16 protein-coding genes are annotated in these 22,734 nt (G+C 74.2%); 6 read left to right on the top strand and 10 right to left on the bottom strand.

The features are described from left to right. The first annotated feature begins 15 nt into the window (after positions 1 to 15). On the top strand, positions 16 to 1,464 hold the full coding sequence (locus tag ACLQ22_RS22130; protein WP_425693995.1) for a VWA domain-containing protein: 1,449 nt from the start codon (positions 16 to 18) through the stop codon (positions 1,462 to 1,464). Positions 1,465 to 1,470: 6 nt separating this feature from the next. Then, complete coding sequence (locus ACLQ22_RS22135; RefSeq protein WP_425693996.1) at positions 1,471 to 3,195, top strand: hypothetical protein; 1,725 nt, start codon at positions 1,471 to 1,473, stop codon at positions 3,193 to 3,195. Positions 3,196 to 3,235: 40 nt separating this feature from the next. Here the strand turns inward: ACLQ22_RS22135 and ACLQ22_RS22140 are convergent, their stop codons facing one another. The 5 genes from ACLQ22_RS22140 to ACLQ22_RS22160 all read right to left on the bottom strand — a co-directional run bounded on the left by ACLQ22_RS22140 (position 3,236) and on the right by ACLQ22_RS22160 (position 6,775). Next, positions 3,236 to 3,616 (bottom strand): VOC family protein, encoded by a 381-nt coding sequence (locus ACLQ22_RS22140; protein WP_366642620.1) that lies wholly within the window; start codon positions 3,614 to 3,616, stop codon positions 3,236 to 3,238. A 21-nt stretch (positions 3,617 to 3,637) separates the two neighbouring features. Further along, positions 3,638 to 3,883, bottom strand: a complete 246-nt coding sequence (locus ACLQ22_RS22145) for a DUF5988 family protein (protein WP_421449133.1) — start codon at positions 3,881 to 3,883, stop codon at positions 3,638 to 3,640. Positions 3,884 to 4,137: 254 nt separating this feature from the next. Next, entirely contained in the window at positions 4,138 to 4,875 is a 738-nt protein-coding gene (locus ACLQ22_RS22150; RefSeq protein WP_366642622.1) for an ABC transporter permease, read from the bottom strand. After that, positions 4,872 to 5,813, bottom strand: a complete 942-nt coding sequence (locus tag ACLQ22_RS22155) for an ATP-binding cassette domain-containing protein (protein WP_425693997.1) — start codon at positions 5,811 to 5,813, stop codon at positions 4,872 to 4,874. The genes ACLQ22_RS22150 and ACLQ22_RS22155 overlap by 4 nt, the downstream gene beginning before the upstream one ends. A gap of 278 nt (positions 5,814 to 6,091) precedes the next feature. Continuing rightward, positions 6,092 to 6,775, bottom strand: coding sequence for an HAD-IA family hydrolase (locus ACLQ22_RS22160; RefSeq protein WP_425693998.1), 684 nt, complete (start codon positions 6,773 to 6,775; stop codon positions 6,092 to 6,094). A 207-nt stretch (positions 6,776 to 6,982) separates the two neighbouring features. Here ACLQ22_RS22160 and ACLQ22_RS22165 point away from each other — a divergent pair, with 207 nt between their 5' ends. Next, positions 6,983 to 8,392 carry an acyl-CoA synthetase gene (locus ACLQ22_RS22165; protein WP_425693999.1) on the top strand — a complete coding sequence of 470 codons (1,410 nt, stop codon included), beginning with the start codon at positions 6,983 to 6,985 and terminating at the stop codon, positions 8,390 to 8,392. Here ACLQ22_RS22165 and ACLQ22_RS22170 read toward each other — a convergent pair. Continuing rightward, the gene (locus ACLQ22_RS22170) at positions 8,389 to 9,051 is read right to left on the bottom strand and encodes a 4'-phosphopantetheinyl transferase family protein (protein WP_425694000.1); all 663 of its coding nucleotides are present in this window, start codon (positions 9,049 to 9,051) and stop codon (positions 8,389 to 8,391) included. The genes ACLQ22_RS22165 and ACLQ22_RS22170 overlap by 4 nt on opposite strands. A gap of 173 nt (positions 9,052 to 9,224) precedes the next feature. Here ACLQ22_RS22170 and ACLQ22_RS22175 point away from each other — a divergent pair, with 173 nt between their 5' ends. Beyond that, positions 9,225 to 9,689, top strand: coding sequence for a cold-shock protein (locus tag ACLQ22_RS22175; protein WP_425694001.1), 465 nt, complete (start codon positions 9,225 to 9,227; stop codon positions 9,687 to 9,689). Positions 9,690 to 9,734: 45 nt separating this feature from the next. Here the strand turns inward: ACLQ22_RS22175 and ACLQ22_RS22180 are convergent, their stop codons facing one another. Then, positions 9,735 to 11,114, bottom strand: coding sequence for an AMP-binding protein (locus ACLQ22_RS22180; RefSeq protein ID WP_425694002.1), 1,380 nt, complete (start codon positions 11,112 to 11,114; stop codon positions 9,735 to 9,737). Positions 11,115 to 12,494: 1,380 nt separating this feature from the next. On the opposite strand from ACLQ22_RS22180, the gene ACLQ22_RS22185 reads away from it, so the two are divergent. Further along, positions 12,495 to 15,341 (top strand): AAA family ATPase, encoded by a 2,847-nt coding sequence (locus ACLQ22_RS22185; protein ID WP_425694022.1) that lies wholly within the window; start codon positions 12,495 to 12,497, stop codon positions 15,339 to 15,341. 723 nt (positions 15,342 to 16,064) lie between these two features. Next, on the top strand, positions 16,065 to 18,881 hold the full coding sequence (locus ACLQ22_RS22190; RefSeq protein ID WP_425694003.1) for an AAA family ATPase: 2,817 nt from the start codon (positions 16,065 to 16,067) through the stop codon (positions 18,879 to 18,881). A 67-nt stretch (positions 18,882 to 18,948) separates the two neighbouring features. On the opposite strand, the gene ACLQ22_RS22195 is transcribed toward ACLQ22_RS22190, so the two are convergent. The 3 genes from ACLQ22_RS22195 to ACLQ22_RS22205 all read right to left on the bottom strand — a co-directional run bounded on the left by ACLQ22_RS22195 (position 18,949) and on the right by ACLQ22_RS22205 (position 22,724). After that, positions 18,949 to 20,355: a glycosyltransferase gene (locus tag ACLQ22_RS22195; RefSeq protein WP_425694004.1), complete on the bottom strand. Its 1,407-nt coding sequence runs from the start codon at positions 20,353 to 20,355 to the stop codon at positions 18,949 to 18,951. A gap of 480 nt (positions 20,356 to 20,835) precedes the next feature. Continuing rightward, positions 20,836 to 21,675, bottom strand: coding sequence for an ABC transporter permease (locus ACLQ22_RS22200; protein WP_425694005.1), 840 nt, complete (start codon positions 21,673 to 21,675; stop codon positions 20,836 to 20,838). After that, entirely contained in the window at positions 21,672 to 22,724 is a 1,053-nt protein-coding gene (locus ACLQ22_RS22205) for an ABC transporter ATP-binding protein (RefSeq protein ID WP_121397807.1), read from the bottom strand. Before ACLQ22_RS22205 ends, ACLQ22_RS22200 begins: the two co-directional genes overlap by 4 nt. Between the last annotated feature and the right edge of the window lie 10 nt (positions 22,725 to 22,734).

A 22,734-nucleotide genomic window follows, 5' to 3' on the forward strand; every position in this document is an offset into this window, starting at 1 on the left:
GGAAAGAGGTCACCCGTGTCCCCCGCCAACGATCTGCCGCTGCGGCTGCGTGTGCACCACACCGAGTGCGTCTCCGCCGACGGGGCGGTCCTCGACGTGGTCGCCACCGTCCGGGGCGAGGAACCCGTCCACGCGGACGTCCGGCACGACGACCTCGCGGAGGTGATCCTGCTCGACTCCTCGGGCTCGATGGGCGCGCCCCAGGCCAAGATGCGCGCCGCCCGGCAGGCCACCGCCGCGGCCATCGACGCCCTGCCCGACGGGGTCGCGTTCGCGGTGGTGTCCGGCACCGCCCACGCCACCATGGTCTACCCGGGCGACCGGCGGCTGGCGGTCGCCGACGAGACCACCCGGGCCGCCGCCCGCAACGCGCTGCGGCACGTGGCGCCGCACGGCGGCACCGCCATCGGCACGTGGCTGCTGCTGGCCCGTCACCTGCTGGCCACGCGACCGGACGCGATCGGGCACGTCATCCTGCTCACCGACGGGCGCAACGAGTCCCAGCGCCCCGCCGACCTGCGGGCGGCGGTCGACGACTGCGTGGGCCGGTTCACCGTCGACTGCCGCGCCATCGGCTCCGCCGACGGCGTGCACGACTGGGACGCGGCGGAGCTGCTCGGCATCGCGGAGGCGTTGGGCGCCAACCCCGTCGTGCCGGTCGAGGACCTCACCGGGCTCGCCGCCGACTTCCGGGCGGTGCTGACCCGCGCGATGTCCCGGCGGGTCCCCGACGTCCGGCTCCGGGTGCGCACGACCGGGCTGGCCCGGGTCCGCTTCGTCAAGCAGGTGCACCCGGCACTGGCCGACCTGAGCGGGCGCGGCGAGCCGGCCGGCGAGCTGGGCACCGACTACCCGGTCGGCGCGTGGAGCCCGCACGACCAGCGGGACTACCACATCGCCCTGGAGGTCGACGCGATGGCGCCCGGGGCCCGGCGGCGCATCGGCTGGTTGAGCGTCCACGCGGGGGCGGACACCACGCCGGTGGAGGCGCCGCTCGACGTGGAGTGGACCGAGGACGCCCTGCGCTACTCGGAGATCAACGAGAGCGTCGCGTACTACACCCGCCAGCAGGACTACGCGGCGGCGGTCCAACGGGGGCTGGCGGCCGCCCGGGCGGGCCGGGTCACCGAGGCGGAGGAGCACCTCGGGCGCGCGGTGGCGCTCGCCCACGCCTCGGGCCGCGACGACGACGTCGCCCTGCTCGCCCGCGTCGTGGACGTCCTGGACGCCGCCGGCGGCCGGGTCCGCCTCAAGCCCGACGTCGACGCCCGACTCACGCAGTCCTCCCTGGTCGTGGCCCACCACACGTCCCGGTGGGGACCGCAGGAGCCGCCGGCGCAGCGGGACAAGCCGGCCGGACCGCCCGCGCCGTGGCGGCACTGCGGCGAGGAGCAGAGCGGCGCGTACTGCGAGGGATGCGGCGCCCACCACCTGTCGGCGGACCGGCCCGCCGGGCGGTCCTGACCGCCGATGGACCTGGACGTCTCGGACAAGGTCGCCAGCGTCGTCAGCGGCACCCTGGCGCTCGCCACCGCGGTCGTCGCCGTGCGCCGCCACACCCGGGGCCGGCGCGGCTGGTGGACCTCGTTGCGCCCGGTCTGGCGCGGCGAGGCGGACGCCGGCATCGTCCACCCACACCGCTTCGGGGGGTACGTCAAACCGCTGTCCGAGGTGTACGTGCCGCGCCGCGCGGTGCCGCGACTCGCCCCGTCCGGCGACGGCGTCGACGTGGCGGACCTGCTCACCGGCACCGGCAACGTGCTGCTGATCGGGGAGCCGGGCAGCGGGAAGACGGCGCTCGTCCGCTACGAGAGCGCCCGGTCGGCGCGGCGGTGGCTCGCCGGGCGCGGCCGACGCCGGCGCTCGCCGCCCGGTCCGGTGCTGGTGAGCCTGCCGGCCACCGCCCTGGTGCACCAGACGCTGCCCGCGGCGCTCGCCGAGGCGTACCCGCGGGAGGGCGTCCCGCTCGACGTCGAGCAGGCCCCCGCCCCCGGCCGGCGGTGGCTGGTCTGCGTCGACGCGCTCGACGCCGTCGCCGACCCGGACGAGCGGGCCGTCGTCCTCAACCGCCTCGCGGAGCTGGCCCGCTCCCCCGGCCCGTCCGGTCCGCCGAGGCCCTGGCGGGTCCTGGTGACCACGCGGCACCTGGCGGAGGACGAGCTGGCCGTGCTGGGCGACGGCTATCCGGCGTACCACCTGGCGCACTTCACCGACGCGGACGTGGCGCTGCTGGCGGCCCGCTGGTTCCCCGACGGCGCCACGGCCCGCAGTTTCCTGGACTGGACCCACGCCCAGCGCATCACCGAGCCGGTGCACAATCCGCTCACCGCCACCGTCGCGGTGCTGGTCTGGGAGGGCGGGCAGGCGGAGGCGGCCACGCGGCCGGGCCCGGCCGCCCTGCTCGACGAGTTCGTCCGCGCCCTGCTGCGCGGCGGCCGGACCAGCCTCGACGCCGCCTGCGCGGCGCTGCGGCGCAGTCCGCCCGAGGGCGCGGCCGTCGCCGCCTGGCTGGACACCCGGCACACCGACCTCGTCGAGGTGGCAGCGACCGCCGCCGTCGCCGGGCGCGACCCGGTGGCGGCGGTCGTGGACTGGTCGGCGGCCCACGCCCCGGCTGCCCCGGCGACGGTGCTGCCCGACTGGCCCGCGCACGTACGGCAGATCCTGCTCGCCACCGACCTCTTCCGGGCCGACCGCCACGCCCTGGCGTCGGTCTGGCCCAGCCTGGTGGAGTACCTTGCCGCCGGGCCGCTCGCCCGCGACTGGCGGCCGGACGAGTGGGTGACGCTGATGAACACCGGCTCGGCGCGGTTCGTCGCGTTGCAGGCGATCAGCCGGGCCGCCGTCACGCCGGCCTTCCTGCGTGCCCGGCTGACCGAGCCGGTCGGGGCGATCGCCGCCGGTCACCTGCTCGCCGGCCGGGGCACGGCCGCCGCCGGCGCGCCGTCGTTCCGGGCGGACGTGCTGGCGGCGCTGCTCACCCACTGGTCCGGCGGTGCGGACGGTCCCGGCGGCCGGGACGCCGCCCGGGAGTGCTTCTCGCTGTTGACGACGCTGGCGGCGGACCGGGCCGACCGGGACCTGCTGCACGAGATCGCCACGGATCCGCGGCGACCGGGTGAGGTCCGCCGGGCCGCGGCGCTCTTCTTCGCCCTGCGCACCCGCAACGCCCACCGCTCCCGGCCGGCGGGATGACCGCCGGCCCGCCGCAGCGGTGGGCGTTGCGGGCGTTCGCCTACGCCGCCCGCTGCGGGCCGACGACGGCCCAGCACAGGCCGGCGGGATCGCGCAGCGTCACCTGGCGCGACGGATCCGCCGGGGTCTCCACGCGGGCACCGGCGGCCACCGCCCGCCGCAGCACCGACTCGGGGTCGGTCCGCTCGATGGTCAACACGTCGTCGCGGCCCTCGGCCGTCGACGGCGTGCCCGCCTCGTACCACTCGCTGACGGTCAGGCGGTGGCCGCCGACGGCCAGTTCCGCGTGCAGTACGCGCCCGTCGAGCAGGCACTCCCGCTCGATCGCGACGGCGTCGAAGACATCCGTGTAGAAGGCGATGGCCTCGTTCGTGTCGCTGACCGTCAGGTGGGGACCCGGCCGGTGGTTCTGTGCCCTCATGTGACTGGTGCCGCCCTTCCCCTACTCGGCGATCCGGGTCCGACCGGTCCAGCGGAAGACCACCGGAAGGTCGACCGCCGGCGGGGTGGCGCCCCGTTCGAAGTGCTCGTACCCGCCGTAGTGCAGGACCTTGATCTTCTCCTCCGCCCGCGCCACCTGGCGGCTGCGCAGGTCGGCCGGCAGATCGACCGGACCGCCCTCCAGGACGACGTCGATGACGCCGACTGCGTCCCGGGTGACCGGATCAGCTTGCGAAACGTCCTTCATGGCACGACCTCCGTCGCATTCCGCACACCTCGGACGAGCCGCCGCACGGCGGCGGACGCGTCCACACAGGCCTGACGACACCCGTTGCCGGGTGAACGGACGCTTCGCGCTCGAACGTCCTTGTCCGGTGACCGGCCGCCCGTTCTGCTCCGAACGTAATCCAGATCACATTTGGCGGACACCCTTAGGGCACCCCTAGGAACGGCCCTGGGCAGCCACGACATCCCCCGCACCGACCACGAGAGTGCGGAGGATCACTCCCAGCGGAAGAACCGGGTGGCCGCCACGGAGCCGACCACGGCCGTCACCGCCAGGGCGATCAGCTGCGGCAGCTCCGGATTGGCGCCCGCCCACGCCGCACCGAGCGTGTCCACCGTGGCACCCAGCGGCGAGTAGTCGGCGATGGCGGCCAGCGCGCTCGGCATCCGGTCCCGGGGCAGCCAGGCACCGGCCAGGAAGAGCAGCGGGAAGAACAGCGCGGGGCCGATCGACTGCGCCGCCCTGGCGGACGGCGCCAGCGCCGCGATCAGCAGACCGACGGCGAAGAGGCACGCCACCCCGAGAAGGAAGGCCAGCACGAACCCGGGAACGTTGGCCGGCGCCGGCTGGTCCAGCAGGAAGCGTACGGCGATCGCGGTGACCACCGCCCCGAGGACGCCCATCACGAGGTTGACCACCACCTGGGCCACCAGCAGGAGGCCGGGCTGCACCGGGGTGGTCGCCAGGCGGCGCAGCACCCGGCGTTCCCGGTAGATGCCCAGCGCCATCGGCAGGGTGAAGAGCGCGAGCATGCCGATGGTCAGGGCCAGCGCCAGGGACGGCAGGAAGGTCTGCTCGGCGTGCTGGCCGGTGTCGGCGGCCGTGCCGGCGCGCTGCGGCAGCCCGAAGACCAGCATCAGGCCGATCGGCAGGGCGAAGACGAAGAACAACGACACCGGCTCCCGGAGGAACAGCTTCGTCTCCACGGCGATCAGCTTGGACAGGGCGCTCACGACGACCTCCCGTCGGTCGGGGACTGCGCGGCGGTCCGGCCCGAACGGCCGGTGAGGGAGACGAACGCGTCGTCGAGGGTGGGCTGCTCGACGCGGAGCGCCGTGTACTCGATCCCGCGCCCGTTGAGCACGGACATGACCGACTGGAGCACGTCCTTCGTGCCGGTCACCGTCACCTCGTCGCCGTGGCGGGACACCCCCGTCACGTCGGGCGCCGCGAGCAGCAGGGCGTCCTCGACCGGCTCGGCGGGACGGAAGTACACCCGGTGCTCGCTGCCGACCCGGGTGAGCAGGCCGGCGGGGCTGTCGATGGCCACCACCCGCCCCTTGTCGATGATCGCGAGCCGGTCGCAGAGGCGTTGCGCCTCCTCCATGAAGTGGGTGACCAGCACGACGGTGACGCCCCGGTCGCGGATCCGCTCGACCAGGTCCCAGGTGTCCCGGCGACCCTGCGGGTCGAGGCCGGTGGTCAGCTCGTCGAGGATGGCGACCTCCGGCCTGCCGACCAGTGCCAGCGCCACCGACAACCGCTGCTTCTGCCCGCCGGAGAGCTTCTGGAAGTAGGTGTTGCGCTGCTCGGCCAGGCCGAGGTCGGTCAGCAGCTCGTCGATGTCGGCGCGGTTACGGTAGAAGGACCGGTACAGGTCCAGCGCCTCCCACACCCGCACCTTGTCCGGCAGCTGGCTCTCCTGGAGCTGGGCGCCGACGCGCTGCCGCACCTCGGTGCGGTCGCGGATCGGGTCGAGCCCGAGCACCCGGATGGTGCCGCCGTCGGCACGACGCAACCCCTGCACGCACTCGACCGTGGTGGTCTTGCCGGCCCCGTTCGGGCCGAGCACGCCGAAGATCTCGCCCTGTTCCACGGTGAAGGAGACGTCGTCGACCGCGATCTTCTCGCCGTACCGTTTCTGCAGATGATCGACTTCGATGACCGGCATGGGGGGTGGTCCTCCTTCACGTGCGGGTTGCCGTCGAGAAGGGCGGGACCCCTCGGCTGATCGCGGCGTCGGCTTGCGGGAACGGGCCGGTGCCGGCCGGAGCCAGGCCGACCGACGCCCGACATCATCCGGCCAACCGATGCGTCGATCAACTGATCAGCTGACAAATCGGGGGTATCGAACCGGGAATCGGCCCGGGACAGGGGTGCCGACCGCGAACGCGGCGCGGGGGCAGGGGTGCCGACCGGTCACCGCAGGTGTCCGTCCACGCGTGCCGGTCACCGACGGGCCGGGCAGAACGGCAGCAGCTCGTCGAGTCGGGTCAGGACGACGTCCGGGCCGGCGGCACGCAGGGTCTCCTCGTCGGACTCGCCCCACAGCGCGGCCACCGCCAGCACCCCCGCCGCCCGCGCGCTGGCCAGGTCGCTGGGCGCGTCGCCGACCATCAGCGCCTCACCGGGCCGGGCCCCGAGCAGCCGCAGCGCCCGCCGCACGATGTCCGGAGCGGGCTTCGGCCGGGGCACCTCGTCCGAGCCCACCACGTGGTCGACCAGCGGCAGCAGACCGAGCCGGCCGAGCAGGTCGCGGGCGCGGACTCCGCTGCGGCCGGTGGCCACGGCCAGCCCGATCCCCCGCCCGCGCAGGGTGCCGAGCAGCTCCGGCACCCCGTCGACGGGGGTGACCCGGTGCGCGAGGCGGTTGCTCTCCCGCACGAAGGGTCCGGCCAGCGCCGCCGGCAGGCCCATCAGCTCCAGCACCTCCGGCAGGTACCGCCCCGGGTGGCGGCAGTACTCCTCGACCGGGGCGACGCCGCCGCCGACCACCTCGGCGTACGCGAGGGCGAACGCCTCCCTGGCCACGGCGAGGCTGTCGACCAGCACCCCGTCGAGGTCGAGCACCACGGCCCGGACACCGCCCGGTACCGCCGTCCACGCCGCCGCCTCCGCGACCACCGACGCCACCTCCCGTCCGACCCGCCCGCGCCCGCCCGTAGGGGTGGCCGGCCCCGGGAGCCCCGACTACGGTCAGGACGTCGTTCCGGGCCCGCCGGCGCGGCGCGCGACCGCCCCGGATCCGCCGCGCCCACCGACCCTACCGGCGTTCCGGGTGCCCACCGTCGGGCGCCGGCGCGCCCGGCCGGGCCCGAGCCGCTGGAGAGGGGTCGCACCATGCCGCTGCTGAGCTGGCTCGCGAGAGGCACCGACGAGCGTCCGGACGCGATCCGGGTCGACGACCGGGCGGTGTCCTGGGTGGAGCTGCGGCGCCTGGCCGCGGCGGTCGCCGACGAGCTGCGCGGCGTCGACCGGGTGGCGATCGAGGCCACCGCCACCCTGGAGACGGTGGTCGGGGTGGTCGGCGCGCTGACCGCCGGAGCGGCGGTCGTTCCGGTCCCGCCGGACGCCGGGCCGATGGAGCGCGACCACATCCTGCGCGACTCGGGGTCGACGGCGCTGCTGGTCCCGGCCGGCGCGGAGCCTGCCGCCGGGGACGCGGGCCGGGCCGTCGTGCCCGTCGACCTGACCCGGCGCTCGGACACCGTCCACCCCGAGCCGGACCCGGCCCGCACCGCGGTGATCCTCTACACCAGCGGCACCACCGGCGCCCCGAAGGGGGCCGTGATCTCCCGCCGTGCGGTCGCCGCCTGCCTGGACGGCCTCGCCGACGCCTGGGCGTGGACGCCGGACGACCTGCTGGTGCACGGCCTGCCGCTGTTCCACGTGCACGGGTTGGTGCTCGGCGTGCTCGGGCCGCTGCGGCTTGGCAGCCGGCTGCACCACGTGGGCCGGCCGCGACCCGAGCGGTACGCCGCCGCCAACGGCTCGATGTACTTCGGCGTGCCGACCGTGTGGTCCCGGATCGCCGCCGACCCGGACGCGGCACGGGCGCTGCGCCCGGCGCGGCTGCTGGTCTCGGGCAGCGCGGCGCTGCCGGCGGCGGTCTTCGCGGACCTCGCCACCCTCACCGGGCACCGGCCCGTCGAGCGGTACGGGATGACCGAGACCCTGATCACGGTGAGCGCCCGGGCGGACGGCCCGCGCCGCCCGGGCACCGTCGGGCTGCCGCTGCCCGGGGTGCGTACGCGGCTGGTCGACGAGAACGGCGCCACGCTCCCCGCCGACGGGGCGGCGATGGGCGAGCTCCAGGTCGACGGCCCCACCCTGTTCGACGGGTACCTGAACCGCCCGGACGCCGACGCGGCGAGCCGCACCCCGGACGGCTGGTTCCGCACCGGGGACGTCGCCACCGTCGACCCGGACGGCTGGCACCGGATCGTCGGCCGGGCGTCCACCGACCTGATCAAGAGCGGTGGCTACCGGATCGGCGCGGGCGAGGTGGAGGACGCCCTGCTGGCGCACCCGGGGGTCCGCGAGGCAGCCGTGGTGGGCACCCCGCACCCCGACCTCGGTCAGCAGGTCACCGCGTACGTGGTGGGCGACGGGGTGGACGGCGCCGAGCTGATCGACTTCGTGGCCCGGCACCTGTCGGCGCACAAGCGGCCCCGCGAGGTGCGCCTGGTCGACGCGCTGCCCCGCAACGCCCTCGGCAAGGTGCAGAAGACCAGACTGACGGCGGACTAGGGCTGGACGGCCGGGATGCTGATCGCGGTGGCCAGCAGTCCCCGGTCGACCAGGAACCTGCCGGCGAAGGCCGTCACCTCGGCCCCGCCGAGGACCGGGCCGGGCACCAGCAGCCGGGCCTCGAACGTGCCGGCCGGATCGATCACGATGTCCGCCTCGGAGAAGTCCAGCCACCGGCCGGTGAGCGGGAACCACGCCTTGTACACCGCCTCCTTCGCGCTGAACAGCAGGCGGTCCCAGCAGACGGCGGGGCGGGCCGCGCCCAGCGTGGCGGTGCGCTCCCGCTCGGCCGGCAGGGCGATCGCGTCGAGCACCCCGTCGGGCAGCGGCGCGTGCGGCTCGGCGTCCACGCCGAGGGTGGCGAAGGCGGTCGTACGGCCGAGGACCGCCGCCCGGTAGCCGTCGCAGTGCGTCATGCTGCCGACCACCCCGGCCGGCCAGACCGGGGCACCACGGGCGCCGGAGACGATCGGCGCCGGCGCGAGGCCCAGCTCGCCGAGGGCGGTGCGGGCGCAGTGCCGCACGGTGGTGAACTCCCGGCGACGCTTCTCCACCGCCCGGGCCACCAGCGCCTCTTCCTCGGGGAACAGGGTCACGCCGGCGGGGTCCGTGAAGGCCTCGGCCACCGCCACGGCGGGGGGCAGGATCTGCTCGATCACGTCCGCCGATGCTAGGCGCTGTGGCAACCCTCGCCGCCCCCGCACCGGCGGTACCGTGCACCATAGGGGTCGGGTACGGGTGCCGGGCCGCGCGGGCGGCTGCCAGTCTGGGGGCGGGCCCCGGTCCCACGGGCGGGGTACGCGGATCTTGGTCGGATGGATGCGGGAAAGCGATGCTCACTGGCAAGGTGGTGCGGTTCGACGAGGTGCGGGGCTACGGGTTCATCGCCCCGGACGACGGCAGCGACGACGTGTTCGTGCACGCGAACATGCTGGACGGCGACAAGTGGGCGCTGACGCCCGGTGTCCCGGTGGAGTACGAGGCGGTGGGGACCGATCGTGGCCCCAAGGCCGTGCTGGTGCGGGTGGTCGGCGCTGCCGCGGAGCGGACCGGCCCGGCCGGCGCCGCGGGGCCCTCCCGGGCCGCCGGGTCGCTCGCCGGCGGGCGCGGGAGGGACAGCGGGCAGGGCGCGGAGGACGACGAGGGCCTGTGCGACGTGCTCTCCGAGCGGGCCTTCTGCACGGAGACCACCGAGGCGCTGGTGACCTCCGTGTCGGACCTGACCGGGGCGCAGATCGTGGCGGTGCGCGCCCGGATGCTGGATCTGGCGCGGCGGCACGGCTGGGTGGAGGGCTGAGCGCGGGGCGGAGGCCGACCGGGCCCCGCCCACGGCCGGGTCGGCTCAACCGGCGGCGATCAGCAGGGACTTCCTGATCCGGCCGAGCGGGCTGCGCGGCAGCTCGTCGACGAAGTGCACCCGCCGGGGCCGTTGACCCGCCGAGAGGTACCGGCCGACGTGGTCGATGACCATCTGCGCGGTCAACCCCTCGGCGACGACGTACGCGGTGACCTGCTCGCCGAGCGCGTGGTGCGGTGTGCCGACGACGGCGGCCTCCCGGACCCCGGGATGGCTCAGCAACGCCTCCTCGATCTGCCCGGCGTGCATCCGCCGGCCCCGGCTGTGCACCACGTCGAGCCCGCGCCGCCCGATGATCCGGTACGAGCCGTCGGCGGCCACGGTGGCCAGGTCGCCGGTGGCGTGCCAGTCACCGGCGGCAGAACCCCGCCCGCCCCCGACGTAGCCGCTGAACAGCGTCGGCCCGCAGATGCTCAACTCGCCGACCGACTCGCCGTCGGCCGGCACCGGTCGGGCCTCACGGTCCAGCACCCGGGTCTCCACCCCCGGCAGGGGGGTGCCGACGGCACCGGCGGCCGTGGGGTCGCCGGCCCGCCCGGTCAGCGCGATGAGCGTCTCGGTGGTGCCGTACGCCTGGACCGGTGTGTGCGAGGTGAGCAGCCGGAGACGTTCGGCCACGGCACAGGCCAGTGGGGCGTCCGCGGAGACCAGGATCCGCGCCGCCGACAGCGACCGGGCCCACCTGGCGTTCAACGCGATCTTCGCCCACTGTTCGGGCAGCCCCAGATACATGGTGCCGACCGGTCCGGCGGCGGCGTTCCGGTCGAGGTGGACGAAGCGGCTGCCGACCCGCAGCGCGCCGAGCAGGCCGACGACCAGGCCGTACGCCCGGAACAGCGGCGCGCCCTGGACCACGACGTCCTCCTCGCTCCACCGCCACGCGTCGGCCAGCAGGTCGAGGTCGGCGGCGATGGCGCGGCGCGAGATGCGCACCCCGCGCGGCGGCCCGCCGGCGCCCCCTGTGTAGAGGATGACGGCGTCGGTGCCCGGTGCCGGCTCGGGGTGCGGGGTCGAGGAGCGCTGGCGCAGGTCGACCGGGACGGTGGGGAGCCGGTGGGTGTCGGACCGGCTACGGCCGAGGAGCACCGTCGCCCCGGACTGCCTCAGGATGCGGCCCCGTTCGCACTCGTCGGCGTCGGGGGGCAGCGGTACGAGCGGGACGCCCGCGTGGACGGCGCCGAGCATTCCGACCACCGTCTCCAGGGTCGGCGTGCCGTCGACCGCGACCGCGACCGCGCCCCTGATCCGGTCGGCGACCGCGGTGACGCAGCCGAGCAGGGCCTCGCTGGAGAGCGTGCCGCCGGCCACCGTGACCGCATCGGCCCGGTCCGCGCCGAATCCCCGCAGCGCCGGCAGCAGTGTCATCTGCGCTATCCCCTGCGGAGGGCGGCAACGAGTCGCGGCGGCAGGTGGGACATCACGACGGCCACAGAACCCTTCAGGTCATGGGGCACGCGCGGCCCCATATCCGGCTATCCCGATGTTGGAAACGGGTGCCCCGAAATTAGGCCGGGCTATCGGCCCGGCACAACCCCTAGCCGCCCGGCCCGGGGCCCCCTGCGAGGCCGACAGGCCAGGTAGGACAGGATCTCGTCCGGTTTTCGGCGGCGGCAGGCCCGGCCGCCCTTTCCCGTGGCCGACACTATGGATGGACGACAAGCCGTCCGGAGTGGCAGACATTGGAGTCGACTTTTGGCGCTAAATTGTCGGCCGGCGCGATGGAATCGTGGATGCATTGATGCCGGTCACCATTGTCCGATCGCATTTCGTCGGCTACCCGGCGCCGCCAACGTCCGGCGACAGATTGCTGGGCGCATAATTCTTTTTTAACAACATAATCGGCGAATTTCCCAAAGGTCCGAATCAGTGGCGCGCCGACGGCGGGCACCGAGTCCCGATCCCCGGTCTCGACCCGGCGGTCCGCAGTCGCACTCGGACCGACAATGTTGCACTCCGCAACAATCGGGAACCCTTAACAATTGTCGAGCCGCCCGCCAGGGATCGGGGCGGCTCCCTGCCGGTCCGCCCCGACAGGCGGGACGCGTCGGCGCCCCCACGCCGGGCCGAGCCGCGCACATGGTCGCCGGACCGGCCGTCGGCCATGTTGACACTGAGTTGAGCAGCGCTTACGCGGGATGACCTCCGGGGCTTCCGGCCTACCCCGCGGCGGGACGGCCCTGGGACGCCGCCAGCGGGAGGCGGCCCGCCGCCGACGGGTCGACGACCGGAGCCCCCTCGCGGCGACGCCCGCGGAAGCGCACCGGACACCTAGCACGCAAGAACGCGTCCGCCAATCGTCGAGCGGGTCGGAAAGGCGTGCCCAATGGGCCGCAACGGCATGCTGTCACGTTACGGGACCGCCCGGCGACTTTCCGCTGTCAACCGTGCACCGAAGGCCCGGTCGGGCGGCGGGACACAGAACCGATGTTTGCCCATCCTTTACAAACCTCGGCTTGCCGCCCAATTGCCGAACTGCCATACTCCCACCATCACGGCGGTCGATAGGGGAGGCCGACCCGGAGGCCCGGGGAATACCGCCGACACTGATGGGAGCGCGACTCGGAGTCATCCAGCAGGTCAAGTCGGTCGATGGTTCACGGGCCATGTTCGACGGTCGTCTATATTTGCTAATAATGGAATGGGTCAAGAATTGCCGGTCTCCGATTTCGTCGAGCTCCAGGGGCGCGCAGGGCGGGCGGCCCCTCCGGTGACCGCGGACCGCACGCTCCTCCGGGGGCCGTGTCGATGGAGCTGACCGAGCGGTCGTGCCTGCTCAGCATGCTGGAACGCCGGCTGACGGACCTGTTCCGGAGCGACGCCTCCCCGACCAACCGGACCGTGACCGTGCTGACCGGTCCGGTCGGCTCCGGCAAGACCACGCTGTTGCAGGCCTTCGCCCGGCGGGCCTGCGACTCCGGGGCGCGTGTCCTCGGCGCGAGCGCCTCCCGCGCCGAACGCACCGTCCCGCTGGAGGTCGTCCGGCAGCTCGTCCGGGCGGCGCCGTTGAGTGGGGCCGGCAGTCCCGACATCTGGGCCCGACTCGGGCGGCTGCTGGACGCGGGCGCCCTCACCTGGGCCGACGCCGACGACACGGACGGCGAGGACACCGCCCTGGCCACCGCCGCGATCGGTGGGGCCCTGCTGGAGATGACCGCGCAGGGGCCGCTGGTCATCGCGGTCGACGACGTCCACCACGCCGACGTGCCGTCACTGCGTTGCCTCGACTACGTGGCCCGCCGAATCTCCGGTCTACCCGTGCTGATCATCCTGACAGAGGCGCCGCGCACCCGGCCGTGGCGGCCCGACGTACACGCCGAGCTGCTGCAACCCGCGAGACTCCAGCGCATCCGCCTGCCGCTGCTCACCGCCGACGGGACGTTCCAACTGCTCGCCCAGCGACTCGGCGTTCCGGTCGCCCGGACCATCGCCGAGGAGAGCCACCGGATCAGCGGCGGCAACCCGCTGCTGGTGCAGGCGCTTGCCGAGGACCAGGCGGCCGCGCCCCGGCCCACCGACCGCCCGGTGGTCGGGGAGTCGTTCCGGGAGGCCGTGCTGAGCTGCCTGTACCGCTGCGACCACCTGGTGCTCGACGCCGCCCGGGTACTGGCCGTGACCGGCGAGCCGCTGCACGGCAACCTGCTGCCCCACCTCGTGGACGCACGGTCACGGACCGCGCTCGGCGCGATCGACGAATCGACCAGCGCGGGGCTCATCACCGAGCAGGGGTTGCGCCATCCGGCGGTGAGCCAGGCCGTGATCGACGGGATGACCGCCGAGGAACGCGCACGGCTGCACCTGGAGGCGGCCTGCCTGCTGCACGACGACGGCGCGGTCCCGGCGCGGATCGCGCCGCATCTGGTCGGGATCGACGAGCTGGCCGAGCCCTGGATGGCGCAGACCCTGCTGGACGCCGGCGAGCAGGCGTTGGGCGACGGAGAGGTGGAGACCGCGCTGCGATACCTGCGCCGCGCGCACCGGGGCTGCGCGGGCGAGTGCCTGCGGGCGCGGATCCGTTCCGCGCTGGCCCGCGCCGAGTGGCGCCTCGACCCACAGGCCGCGATCCCCCACCTGGTCGACGTCGTCACCGCCATCCGCGCCGGGCACCTCGGCAGCCAGCAGGCCGCCGGTCCCATCCACTACCTGCTCTGGCACGGCGAGATCGACAAGGCCGTCGAGCTGGTCAACCACCTGAGCGAAGGAGCGGACACGAGGTCCGCCGCCGAACTGCTCGTCACCACGGCCTGGATGTCGACCCTCTACCCCGGTGTGATGGTCGACCGCCCGGCGACCAGCGTGGCCGCCCGGGACCCGCTCACGCTGGCCAAGGTCAAGCGCGGGATCGAGGGCGCCACCCTGCTCTCCGCCGTACTCGACCGCGGTGACGCCGGCGCGGTCGAGCAGGCCGAGCGGGCGCTGTCGACCACCGGGCTGGACGACGAGCCGAACATGTGGACCGCCGTCTGCGCCCTCATCGCCATGATCTACGCCGACCGGCTGGACCTGGCCGACGACTGGTGCGACCGGCTGAACCGCAACCCGGCCACCCTGCGCTACCCCACCCCGTCCGCGACGCTCGCGGCCCTGCGGGCAGCCGTCGCCGGACGGCTCGGCGACCTGCCCCGAGCGGAGAAGCTGGCCGACGAGGCGCTGAACCAGCTCTCACCGAAGGGCTGGGGGGTGGTGATCGGCATACCGCTCGCCGTCCGGGTACGGGCCCTCACCTTCATGGACCAGCTCGACGCGGCGGCGGCCTCCCTCCAGGTGCCGGTGCCCCCGGCGATGTTCGAGACCCCGATCGGGCTGCACTACCTGCAGGCCCGCGGGATGCACGCCCTCGCCGCCGGGAGTCCGGAGGCCGCACTGGCCGACTTCCAGCTCTGCGGGCAGCTGATGAACCGTTGGCGGCTGGACTTCTCGGGCCTCGTCCCGTGGCGGACCGAGTCGGCGCGGGCATTGCTCCGGATGGGCCGCCGCCAGCAGGCCGGCAGGTTGGTCCGCGACGAGCTGGCCCGGCTGCGTCCCGTCCACGTCCGGTACCGGGCCGCCGCCCTGCGGGTCCTGGCCGCCACGGAGGACGGGCCGGACCGGATCCCGCACCTGCGCAGCGCTGTCCGCCTGCTGCGGCAGTGCGGTGACCGGATGGAGCTCGCGCACAACCTGGCCGACCTCGGTCAGGCCTACCAGCAGGTCGGCGACCGGCGGCAGGCCCGCGTCGCGGCGCGGTCGGCCCGGATGCTCGCCGAGGAGTGCGGGATCCCGATGCTGCGGCCCGGCCTCTCCACCGCCAGGAGCGGCGCCGCCGGGGGTGCCGGCGCGACGGTCGTCGTCCAGGGGCTGACCGACGCGGAGTGCAGTGTGGCCACCCTCGCCGCCCAGGGTCACACCAACCGCGAGATCGCCGAGAAGCTCTTCCTGACGGTCAGTGCGATCGAGCAGCGGCTGACCCGGATCTACCGGAAGCTGGACGTCAACTCGCGCAGCGAACTGGCCGCCCGACTGCGCATGAACCGACCCGGCGCGACGGTCCTGGACCCACCGCCGCGTGCTCTGGACGACCCGGGCCGCCGGCCTCCCAGGCCCCGGCAGCGCTGACCGCCGGACCCCGGCGGCGCTGACCGCCGCCGCTCGACCACCGCCCCCGGCCGGCACGGCCGCGGGTCACGCCGCGGTGCTCTGCGCTGTCCACCCTCGGCTCACGCCACCGCCGATCGTTGGCCGGCCGTTCATCCCGGCTTCCGCGGATCGTCGCCGGCAGTCGACTGCGGACTCCGCCGTCACCTCCGCCGACCGGCGCCGGCAGTTCACCCCGCCTTCCGCCGATCGTCGCCGGCCGTTCACTGGGGACTCCGCCCGCGCCGACCGTCGCCTGGTGTCCGCGCCCCGCCACGGTCCGTGCAAGCAGGCGTGCGTCGCGACGCCCGATGTGACACCATCAAGCCGCACACCCGACACCAGCCACTCATCGTGTGGCCATCTCCCCCGCCGGGTCGGGTTCGACACCCCTCACTGCGTTCCGCGCAACCCCTAAATGCGTTTCAGGGCCGCAGGTTTGTGCGCGAAACGATGGGGTCCCGCGCCCGTTGTCGCACGCCCGCACCGGTGCCAGACTCCCCTCAGCACGCGGACCGTACGGCGAGAACCCCCGGTCCGGCGAAAGATTTCCAGGTCCACCCGGCACGGCGGCCCGGTGCGCTCCACCCCTACCCGGAAGACGCGGGTGGAGGGGCGGCTGTCCGGCAAGGGGGAGGCGGCGTCGGCCACACCGGGGTTCCCGGTCCCGCGCCGCGTACGAGAGGGGCTGACACGCTGGTGTTGGTGCAGCAAGAGGAACAGACCACCCGTCTCCGGCGCGCATTCCGAGCTTGTGAGGACCAGCAGCGCGGCCACGTCGCGCTGGTCACCGGCGCCGTGGGCAGCGGCAAGACGAGCCTGCTGGAGTCGTTCAGCGAGTGGGCGGCCGGCGCCGGCGGGCAGGTGATGAGCGCCGCGGGCTCCCGGGCCGAGCGCGGGCTCCACCTGGGAGTGATCGGGCAGCTCTTCCACAGTGCACGGCTCACGCCGGAGGCGGCGGCCCGGGTCGAGAAGCTGATGCGGGACGGCACCTTCGCCGTACCGCTGCCCGAGCCCGGCGGTGAGGCGGCCGAGGGCGACCGCGCCTGGGCGCCGCTGCTGCACGGTCTCTTCGCCGCCCTGCTCGACCTGACCGCCGCAGGGCCCCTGGTCCTCGCCGTCGACGACGTGCACCACGCGGACCCGGCGTCGCTGCACTGCCTTCTCTACGTGACCCGCCGGCTGCGCCACGCCCGGATCATGGTCGTGCTCGCGGAGGCCTCGACGCTGCGTCCGCCGCACCCCCTGTTCCGGGCCGAGCTGCTCAGCCAGCCGCACTTCTCCCGGATCGGCCTGCCACCGCTGACCGTCGACGCCGTCGCCCGGCTGGTCGGCGGCGAGGCCGACAACGCCGACGCCCGCAGGACGGCGGAACGCTGCGTACGCATGACCGGTGGCAACCCGCTGCTCACCCGGGCGCTGCTCGAGGAGCGGGCCAGCGGGGAGACGAGCGACGAGTACGGCCCGTCGGTCGGCGACGCGTTCGACCAGGCCGTGCTCGGTTGCCTCTACCGGCACGAGCCGGGGGTGCGCCGGGTGGCCCAGGCGCTGGCGGTGCTCAACCGGCCCGCGACGACCGAACTGCTCGGCCACCTCCTCGACGTGGTGCCCGAGTCGACGGCCCCGGCGGTACGGGTGCTGCGTACCTCGGGTCTGATGGAGGCCGACCAGCTGCGCCACCCGCGCATCCTGCGTTCGATCCTGGGCGACATGTCGGCCGACGAACGGCGCAGCCTGCACCAGCGGGCCGCCGAGGTGCTGCACGACCACGGCGCCGAGCCGAGCGTGGTCGCCGAGCACCTGGTGGCCGCCGGCGCGGCGAGCGCACCCTGGATGGTGCCGGTGCTCCAGGACGCCGCCGGCCACGCGCTGGCGTCGGGCCGGCCCGACGTGGCCGCCGCCTGCCTGCGCCTGGTCTCCCGCGCCCCGGTGGACGCGCAGCAGCGGACCGCCACCACCGAGATGCTGGTGAACGCCCGCTGGCAGATCAACCCGCTGACCGTGAACGGGCAGCTGACCGAGCTGGTGGAGACGGCGCGGGCCGCCGGTTGGTCCACCGACGCGGGCCTGTCCGCCGTGCCCTACCTGCTCTGGCAGGGCCGGGTGGACGAGGCCACCGAGGCGGTCAGCGCCTTCGCGTCGGACGAGGAGCACGGCCCGGCCGGCGCGGCCGGTCGCCTGCGGATGATGCAGCTGCTGGTCTCCCTCTCCCACCCGGACCACCTGGCCACCGTGCGGGAGACCCCGAGCACCTGGAGCCGGGCGGCGAACGCGCCGACCACGATCAGCCCGCTGCTCCAGGCGGTGACGGTGCTCGGCACCGCGCTGACGCCGGCCGCGGACAACGACACCGTGGCCACCGCCGAGCAGCTTCTCCAGCGCCACCACACCGACGACGGCGCGCTGGGTCTGCTGACCGCTCCCCTGCTGGCGCTGCTCTGGGCGGGTCGGTCCGACCGGGCCGCGGTCTGGGGCGACGTGCTGCTCGGCCGGCCGGCCGCCCAGCACGCCCCGGTGTGGCGGGCCGTCATCCGGGCGGTCCGGGCGGAGGCGGCGTTGCGCGTCGGCGACCTGCCCGGCGCGGAGCACCACGCGCGGGCGGCCCTGGAGGACATGCCCGCCCCGGCCTGGGGGGTGGCGGTCGCCGGCCCGCTGGCCACGCTGGTCGCCTGCGCGACCGAGTCGGGCCGGTTCTCGGAGGCCGAACGGTGGCTCGCCCACCCCGTCCCGCCCGGCATGTTCCGCACGCCGCTGGGCCTGCACTACCTGGCCGCCCGGGCCCGGCACCACCTGGCCGTGCGCCGGCCGCACGCCGCCACCACCGACCTGCGACGCTGCGGCGAGCTGATGCGCACCTGGGGCATCGACGCGGCCGGGCTGGTGCCGTGGCGGTTGGAGCTGGCCCGGGTGCAGCTCAGCGTCGGCAACAAGACGCAGGCCACCCAGCTGCTCCAGGAGCAGCTGCGGGTGCCGCACGGGGTCGACGACCGCACCCGGGGTCGCACGCTCCGGCTGCTCGCCACCACCGCCGCCCAGGACCACCGGCGCAAGCTGCTCTCCGAGGCGGTCAACCTGCTGCAGTCCAGCGGCGACCGGCTGGAACTCGTCCGGGCCCTCGGCGACACCGGTCAGACGCTCCAACGCGCCGGGGACTCCGCCCGCGCCCGACTGCTCGTCCGCCGGGCCTACCAGCTCGCCCAGGACTGCGGGGCGTCGGTGCTGGCCCAGCGGCTGATCCGTCGGGAACCGGGCAGTGGGCTGCCGGCGTACCCGGCCGCCGCCGAGTTGCAGGAGCCGGACGACGGGCTGAGCGACGCCGAACGGCGGGTCGCCGCGCTGGCCGCCCAGGGGCACACCAACCGGCAGATCTCCAGCAAGCTCTTCATCACGGTGAGCACGGTGGAGCAGCACCTGACCCGGGTCTACCGCAAGCTGGACGTCAAGCGGCGCACGGACCTGCCGTCCCGGCTCGTCGCGTACGCGGAGGCGCTGGCCGACGAGACCCAGGGCGCCGCGTCCTGACGGACGCCGGAGGGGCGCGGTGGGTGAGGCCCACCGCGCCCCTTCGACGCGTACGACGACCGGAAGCTCAGCCGACGGCCAGCCCGACGCCACGACGGGCCGCCGCCTCGTCACGGTGCCGCAGCACGAGGTCGGCGGCGGCGGTGACCCCGCCGGCCTGCCGCATCCGCCGGCTCCACAGCTGCGCCCGCGCCCGGAACGTCTCCTCGCCCAGCAGCCGCTCCAGCTTGCCGAGGACGTCCTCGACGTCCAGCGAGTCAGCGCGCTCGACGGACAGCGCCACCCCGCTGTCGACCGCGCGCACCGCCCCGTCGGGGCAGTCCAGCCAGAAGGGCATCACCAGCTGCGGTACGGCGAAGTGGACGGCCTCGTGGATGGCGTTGGCGGCACCGTGGTTGAAGAAGACCCGCACGTGCGGGTGGGCCAGCACCCGGTGCTGCGACGGCACCCACGCCTCCACCCGCAGGTTGCCCGGCAGCCGCTCCGCCGGCGGCAGGAGATGCTGCTGGCGCGCGGGCACCTTCCACAGCACGGCGTGCTCGGGCCCGAGCCGGTCGGCGATCTCGACGATCGCGTCCACCTGCCGCCGCGTCAGTCGCATGATGGTGCCGAACCCGACGTAGACCACCGAGGGGTGCTCGTCGAGCCATCGTGTCAGCTCGTCGTCACCGTCTGCCGGCGGCAGCTCCCGGGGCACGACGGAACCCAGCATCCGCAGCTTCTCCGGGGCGGTCGCGAACGGGTACTCGAAGCCGAAGACCGTGTAGGCCATGAGCGCCTCGGCGGCCTCCACGTAGCCCGCCGGGCGCATCTCCGGGTTGCGGATGCCGGCCGCCTTCCGGGTGGCCACGGCGGCGAGGCTGCGCCGCAGCCGGTCCGGCTCCATCAGCGCCCGCACCAGCCGGTTCCGGAAGCCGACGTTGGCCGCCTGCTGCCGGGGCGTCATCCGCTCCGGCAGCCCCGAGAACGGGGCGGGATAGCGCGACGGCAGCTGCTCCTGGAGGAAGTTGGACGGCGGCAGCGAGATGCTGACCACGAAGGGCAGCTGCCGGGTCTGCGCCGCGTCCATCGCCCAGCTGGCCAGGCTGTCCACCACGGCCGCCACCGGCCGGATCTCGTCGATGACCTCGAGGCAGCGCCGGTAGAGCTGCTGCACGTGGTCGTAGTCGGTGCTGGCGTCGAGGTACCGGGCGAAGCTGATCGCCCGGTCGCCGGTGGTCAGCAGCCGGTACGTCGCGTCGTCCCAGGTGTCCGGTGACGACTGCGGCCGGGCCGGGCCGAGCGAGACGAACGAGACCTCGCCCGGCCCGCGCAGCCCCTCGACGTCCCCCCGGCGATCCTCGGTCGACGCGAACCAGACGTTCCCGACGCCCCGGGCCTTCAGCTCGCCGACGATGCTGAGCAGCGGGTTGAACATCCCCGCGCTGTTGTAGGCGACGACGAGTACCGCCCGGTCACCGTCGTTTCCGGTCATGTCCACCGTCCGTCACTCCTTCCCGCCTGTGCGGCGACCCGCGCCGTCCGACCCTGGAGTACGCCGCACCGGTGGCTGTTCGCGGAGCCGTTCGGTCTGCGGCCGGGCTGGCACCGACGTTCGTCGGTGCGGCGACGTTCGGCGGAGCCCGGATGGGATGGTTGCCACTCCAAGACAGCCGAAAGGGTGAACTACCGCCGTCCGTACAGCCTGCCACGGCTGACCTGGCGACGCCCAGCGGAGAGGTGAATTGTTTTCTCTATCCTCCCGGATGGAGTGACCCGATCTGCATTTGCGCTGGTAAATGACGTGTATTCGAGTGACTACGGGATGGGCGACCGGGACGCCCGTCCCGGCCGGCTGGGTTCGACTCGCGCGATCCGGCAGGCCGGACGGGCCGAGGTGTCACCGGCGACACCGACGCCGATGGCCCGGGCCGCAGGAGCGGCTCGGGCCATCGGCGGATCGGATCCTGTCGAGCTAGTCCATGGCGCGGCGCATGAAGCCACGCATGCCGATCATCGAGAACACCACGAAGACCCCGGCGAGGACGCACATGCACAGCCAGAGCGGCAGCGACTCGACCCCCGGCGGACCGACGAGCGACCGGGTCCCCTCGCTGATGTAGGTCAGCGGGTTCAGCGAGCAGATCACCTGGTACCAGCGCAGCGAGTCCAGGCCGAGCAGCGGGAACTGGGTCGCGCCGGTGAACATGATCGGGGTCATCACCACGGTGAACATGATCTGGATGTGCTGCGTCGGCACCAGCGTGCCGAAGGCGAGGCCGACGGCCGCGCCGACCAGCGCGCCGATCGCCAACACCCCGACCACCTTGAGCACGACCGCCCAGGGCCAGGTCACACCGAGCATGAGCATGCCGACCGGGATCAGCACCACGCCGGCGATCAGGCCGCGGATGCCGCCGAAGACGATCTTCTCCAGGGCCACCAGCGGGATCGCCATGGGCGACAGGAGGCGGTCCTCGATCTCCCGGGTGAAGGAGAAGTCCATCATCATCGGCAGCGCGGTGTTCTCCAGCCCGATCAGGAAGGCGTTCAGCGCGATGACGCCGGGCAGCAGCACGTTGGAGAAGTCGTCGCTGGCATAGCCCAGGTCGCTGAGCACCTTGCCGAAGATCAGCAGCATGAACAGCGGCTGGATGAAGACCTGGAGCAGGAAACCGACCAGCTCCCGGCCGGTGACGAACAGGTCCCGCGAGAGCACCGCGCGGAACGTGGCGAACTGGTCCAGCGCGCTCACCGGCGGCGGCGCCGCGGCCGTCGAGGGCGCGGACGGGGGGGCGGGGGCGGCGACGCTCACCGAAGTTCCCTTCCGGTCAGGTGGATGAAGACATCTTCCAGGCTGGGCTGGCCGATGTTGAGGTCACGAACCTCGCAGCCCAGGTCGGCGAGGATCTTCATCGCCATCGGGATGGCGTTGGCCGGCTGACCGCTGGTGTAGACCCGGAAGGAGAGCGGGGCGTCCGGATCGGCGGGCGCGTCGGGGGCCGGCGCGGGCATCGGCATCGCCGGCATGCCGGGGAACGCCGGCGCGGCGACGGGCGCCGGGGCGGCCACCTTGAAGTGTTCCACCTGCTCCACGTCCGGGATCGCGTCGAGCGCGGCCCGCACCTCCTCGGCGGGGGCGCCGGGGGTCACCACGAGGGTCAGGGTGCTGCTGCCCGGCAGCGTACGGGTCAGCGCGGACGGGGTGTCCATGGTGAGCAGCTTGCCGTGGTCGACGATGCCGACGCGGTCGCAGAGCTTCTCCGCCTCGTCCATGTCGTGCGTGGTCACCACCACGGTCACCCCGGCCCGCTTCAGCTCGGCGATCCGGTCGTGCACGAAGAGCCGGGACTGCGGGTCGAGGCCCGCGGACGGCTCGTCGAGGAAGAGCACCCGGGGCGAGTGCATCAGCGCGCGGGCGATCATCGTGCGCTGGGCGAGGCCGCCGGACAGGAAGTCGGTACGGTGGTTCGCGAAGTCCTTGAGCCCCATCTGATCCAGCAGCTCGTCCGCCCGCCGGATGCGCTCCGCCCGGGGCACCCGGTGGTACGCCGCGTGGAACAGCAGGTTCTGCCGGACGGTCAGCGCCCGGTCCAGGTTCACCCGCTGCGGTACGACCGCCAGCAGCTGTCGCGCGACGGCGGGCGCGCCGATCACGTCGGCGCCGCACACCCGGGCCCGGCCCGAGGTGGCCCGCACCCGAGTGGTCAGCACCCCGATCGTCGTCGTCTTGCCCGCGCCGTTCGGCCCGAGCAGGCCGAAGACCTCACCGGCGGCGACGGAGAAACTCAGTCCGTCCACCGCCGGTGGCATGTTGGGCTGGTACCGCTTGACCAGCTCCGTGACCACCACTGCCTCGTCCACGTCGTCATGC

The sequence above is a fragment of the Micromonospora sp. DT178 genome (assembly GCF_049841695.1).
Taxonomy (GTDB): Bacteria; Actinomycetota; Actinomycetes; order Mycobacteriales; family Micromonosporaceae; genus Micromonospora.

What these genes read in the sequence shown, in the direction of transcription:
- ACLQ22_RS22195 (WP_425694004.1), bottom strand. Translation starts at nt 20,355, where the DNA reads ATGACCGGAAACGACGGTGACCGGGCGGTACTCGTCGTCGCCTACAAC.
- ACLQ22_RS22155 (WP_425693997.1), bottom strand. Translation starts at nt 5,813, where the DNA reads ATGCCGGTCATCGAAGTCGATCATCTGCAGAAACGGTACGGCGAGAAG.
- ACLQ22_RS22185 (WP_425694022.1), top strand. Translation starts at nt 12,495, where the DNA reads ATGGAGCTGACCGAGCGGTCGTGCCTGCTCAGCATGCTGGAACGCCGG.
- ACLQ22_RS22145 (WP_421449133.1), bottom strand. Translation starts at nt 3,883, where the DNA reads ATGAAGGACGTTTCGCAAGCTGATCCGGTCACCCGGGACGCAGTCGGC.
- ACLQ22_RS22180 (WP_425694002.1), bottom strand. Translation starts at nt 11,114, where the DNA reads ATGACACTGCTGCCGGCGCTGCGGGGATTCGGCGCGGACCGGGCCGAT.
- ACLQ22_RS22165 (WP_425693999.1), top strand. Translation starts at nt 6,983, where the DNA reads ATGCCGCTGCTGAGCTGGCTCGCGAGAGGCACCGACGAGCGTCCGGAC.
- ACLQ22_RS22175 (WP_425694001.1), top strand. Translation starts at nt 9,225, where the DNA reads ATGCTCACTGGCAAGGTGGTGCGGTTCGACGAGGTGCGGGGCTACGGG.
- ACLQ22_RS22135 (WP_425693996.1), top strand. Translation starts at nt 1,471, where the DNA reads ATGGACCTGGACGTCTCGGACAAGGTCGCCAGCGTCGTCAGCGGCACC.
- ACLQ22_RS22140 (WP_366642620.1), bottom strand. Translation starts at nt 3,616, where the DNA reads ATGAGGGCACAGAACCACCGGCCGGGTCCCCACCTGACGGTCAGCGAC.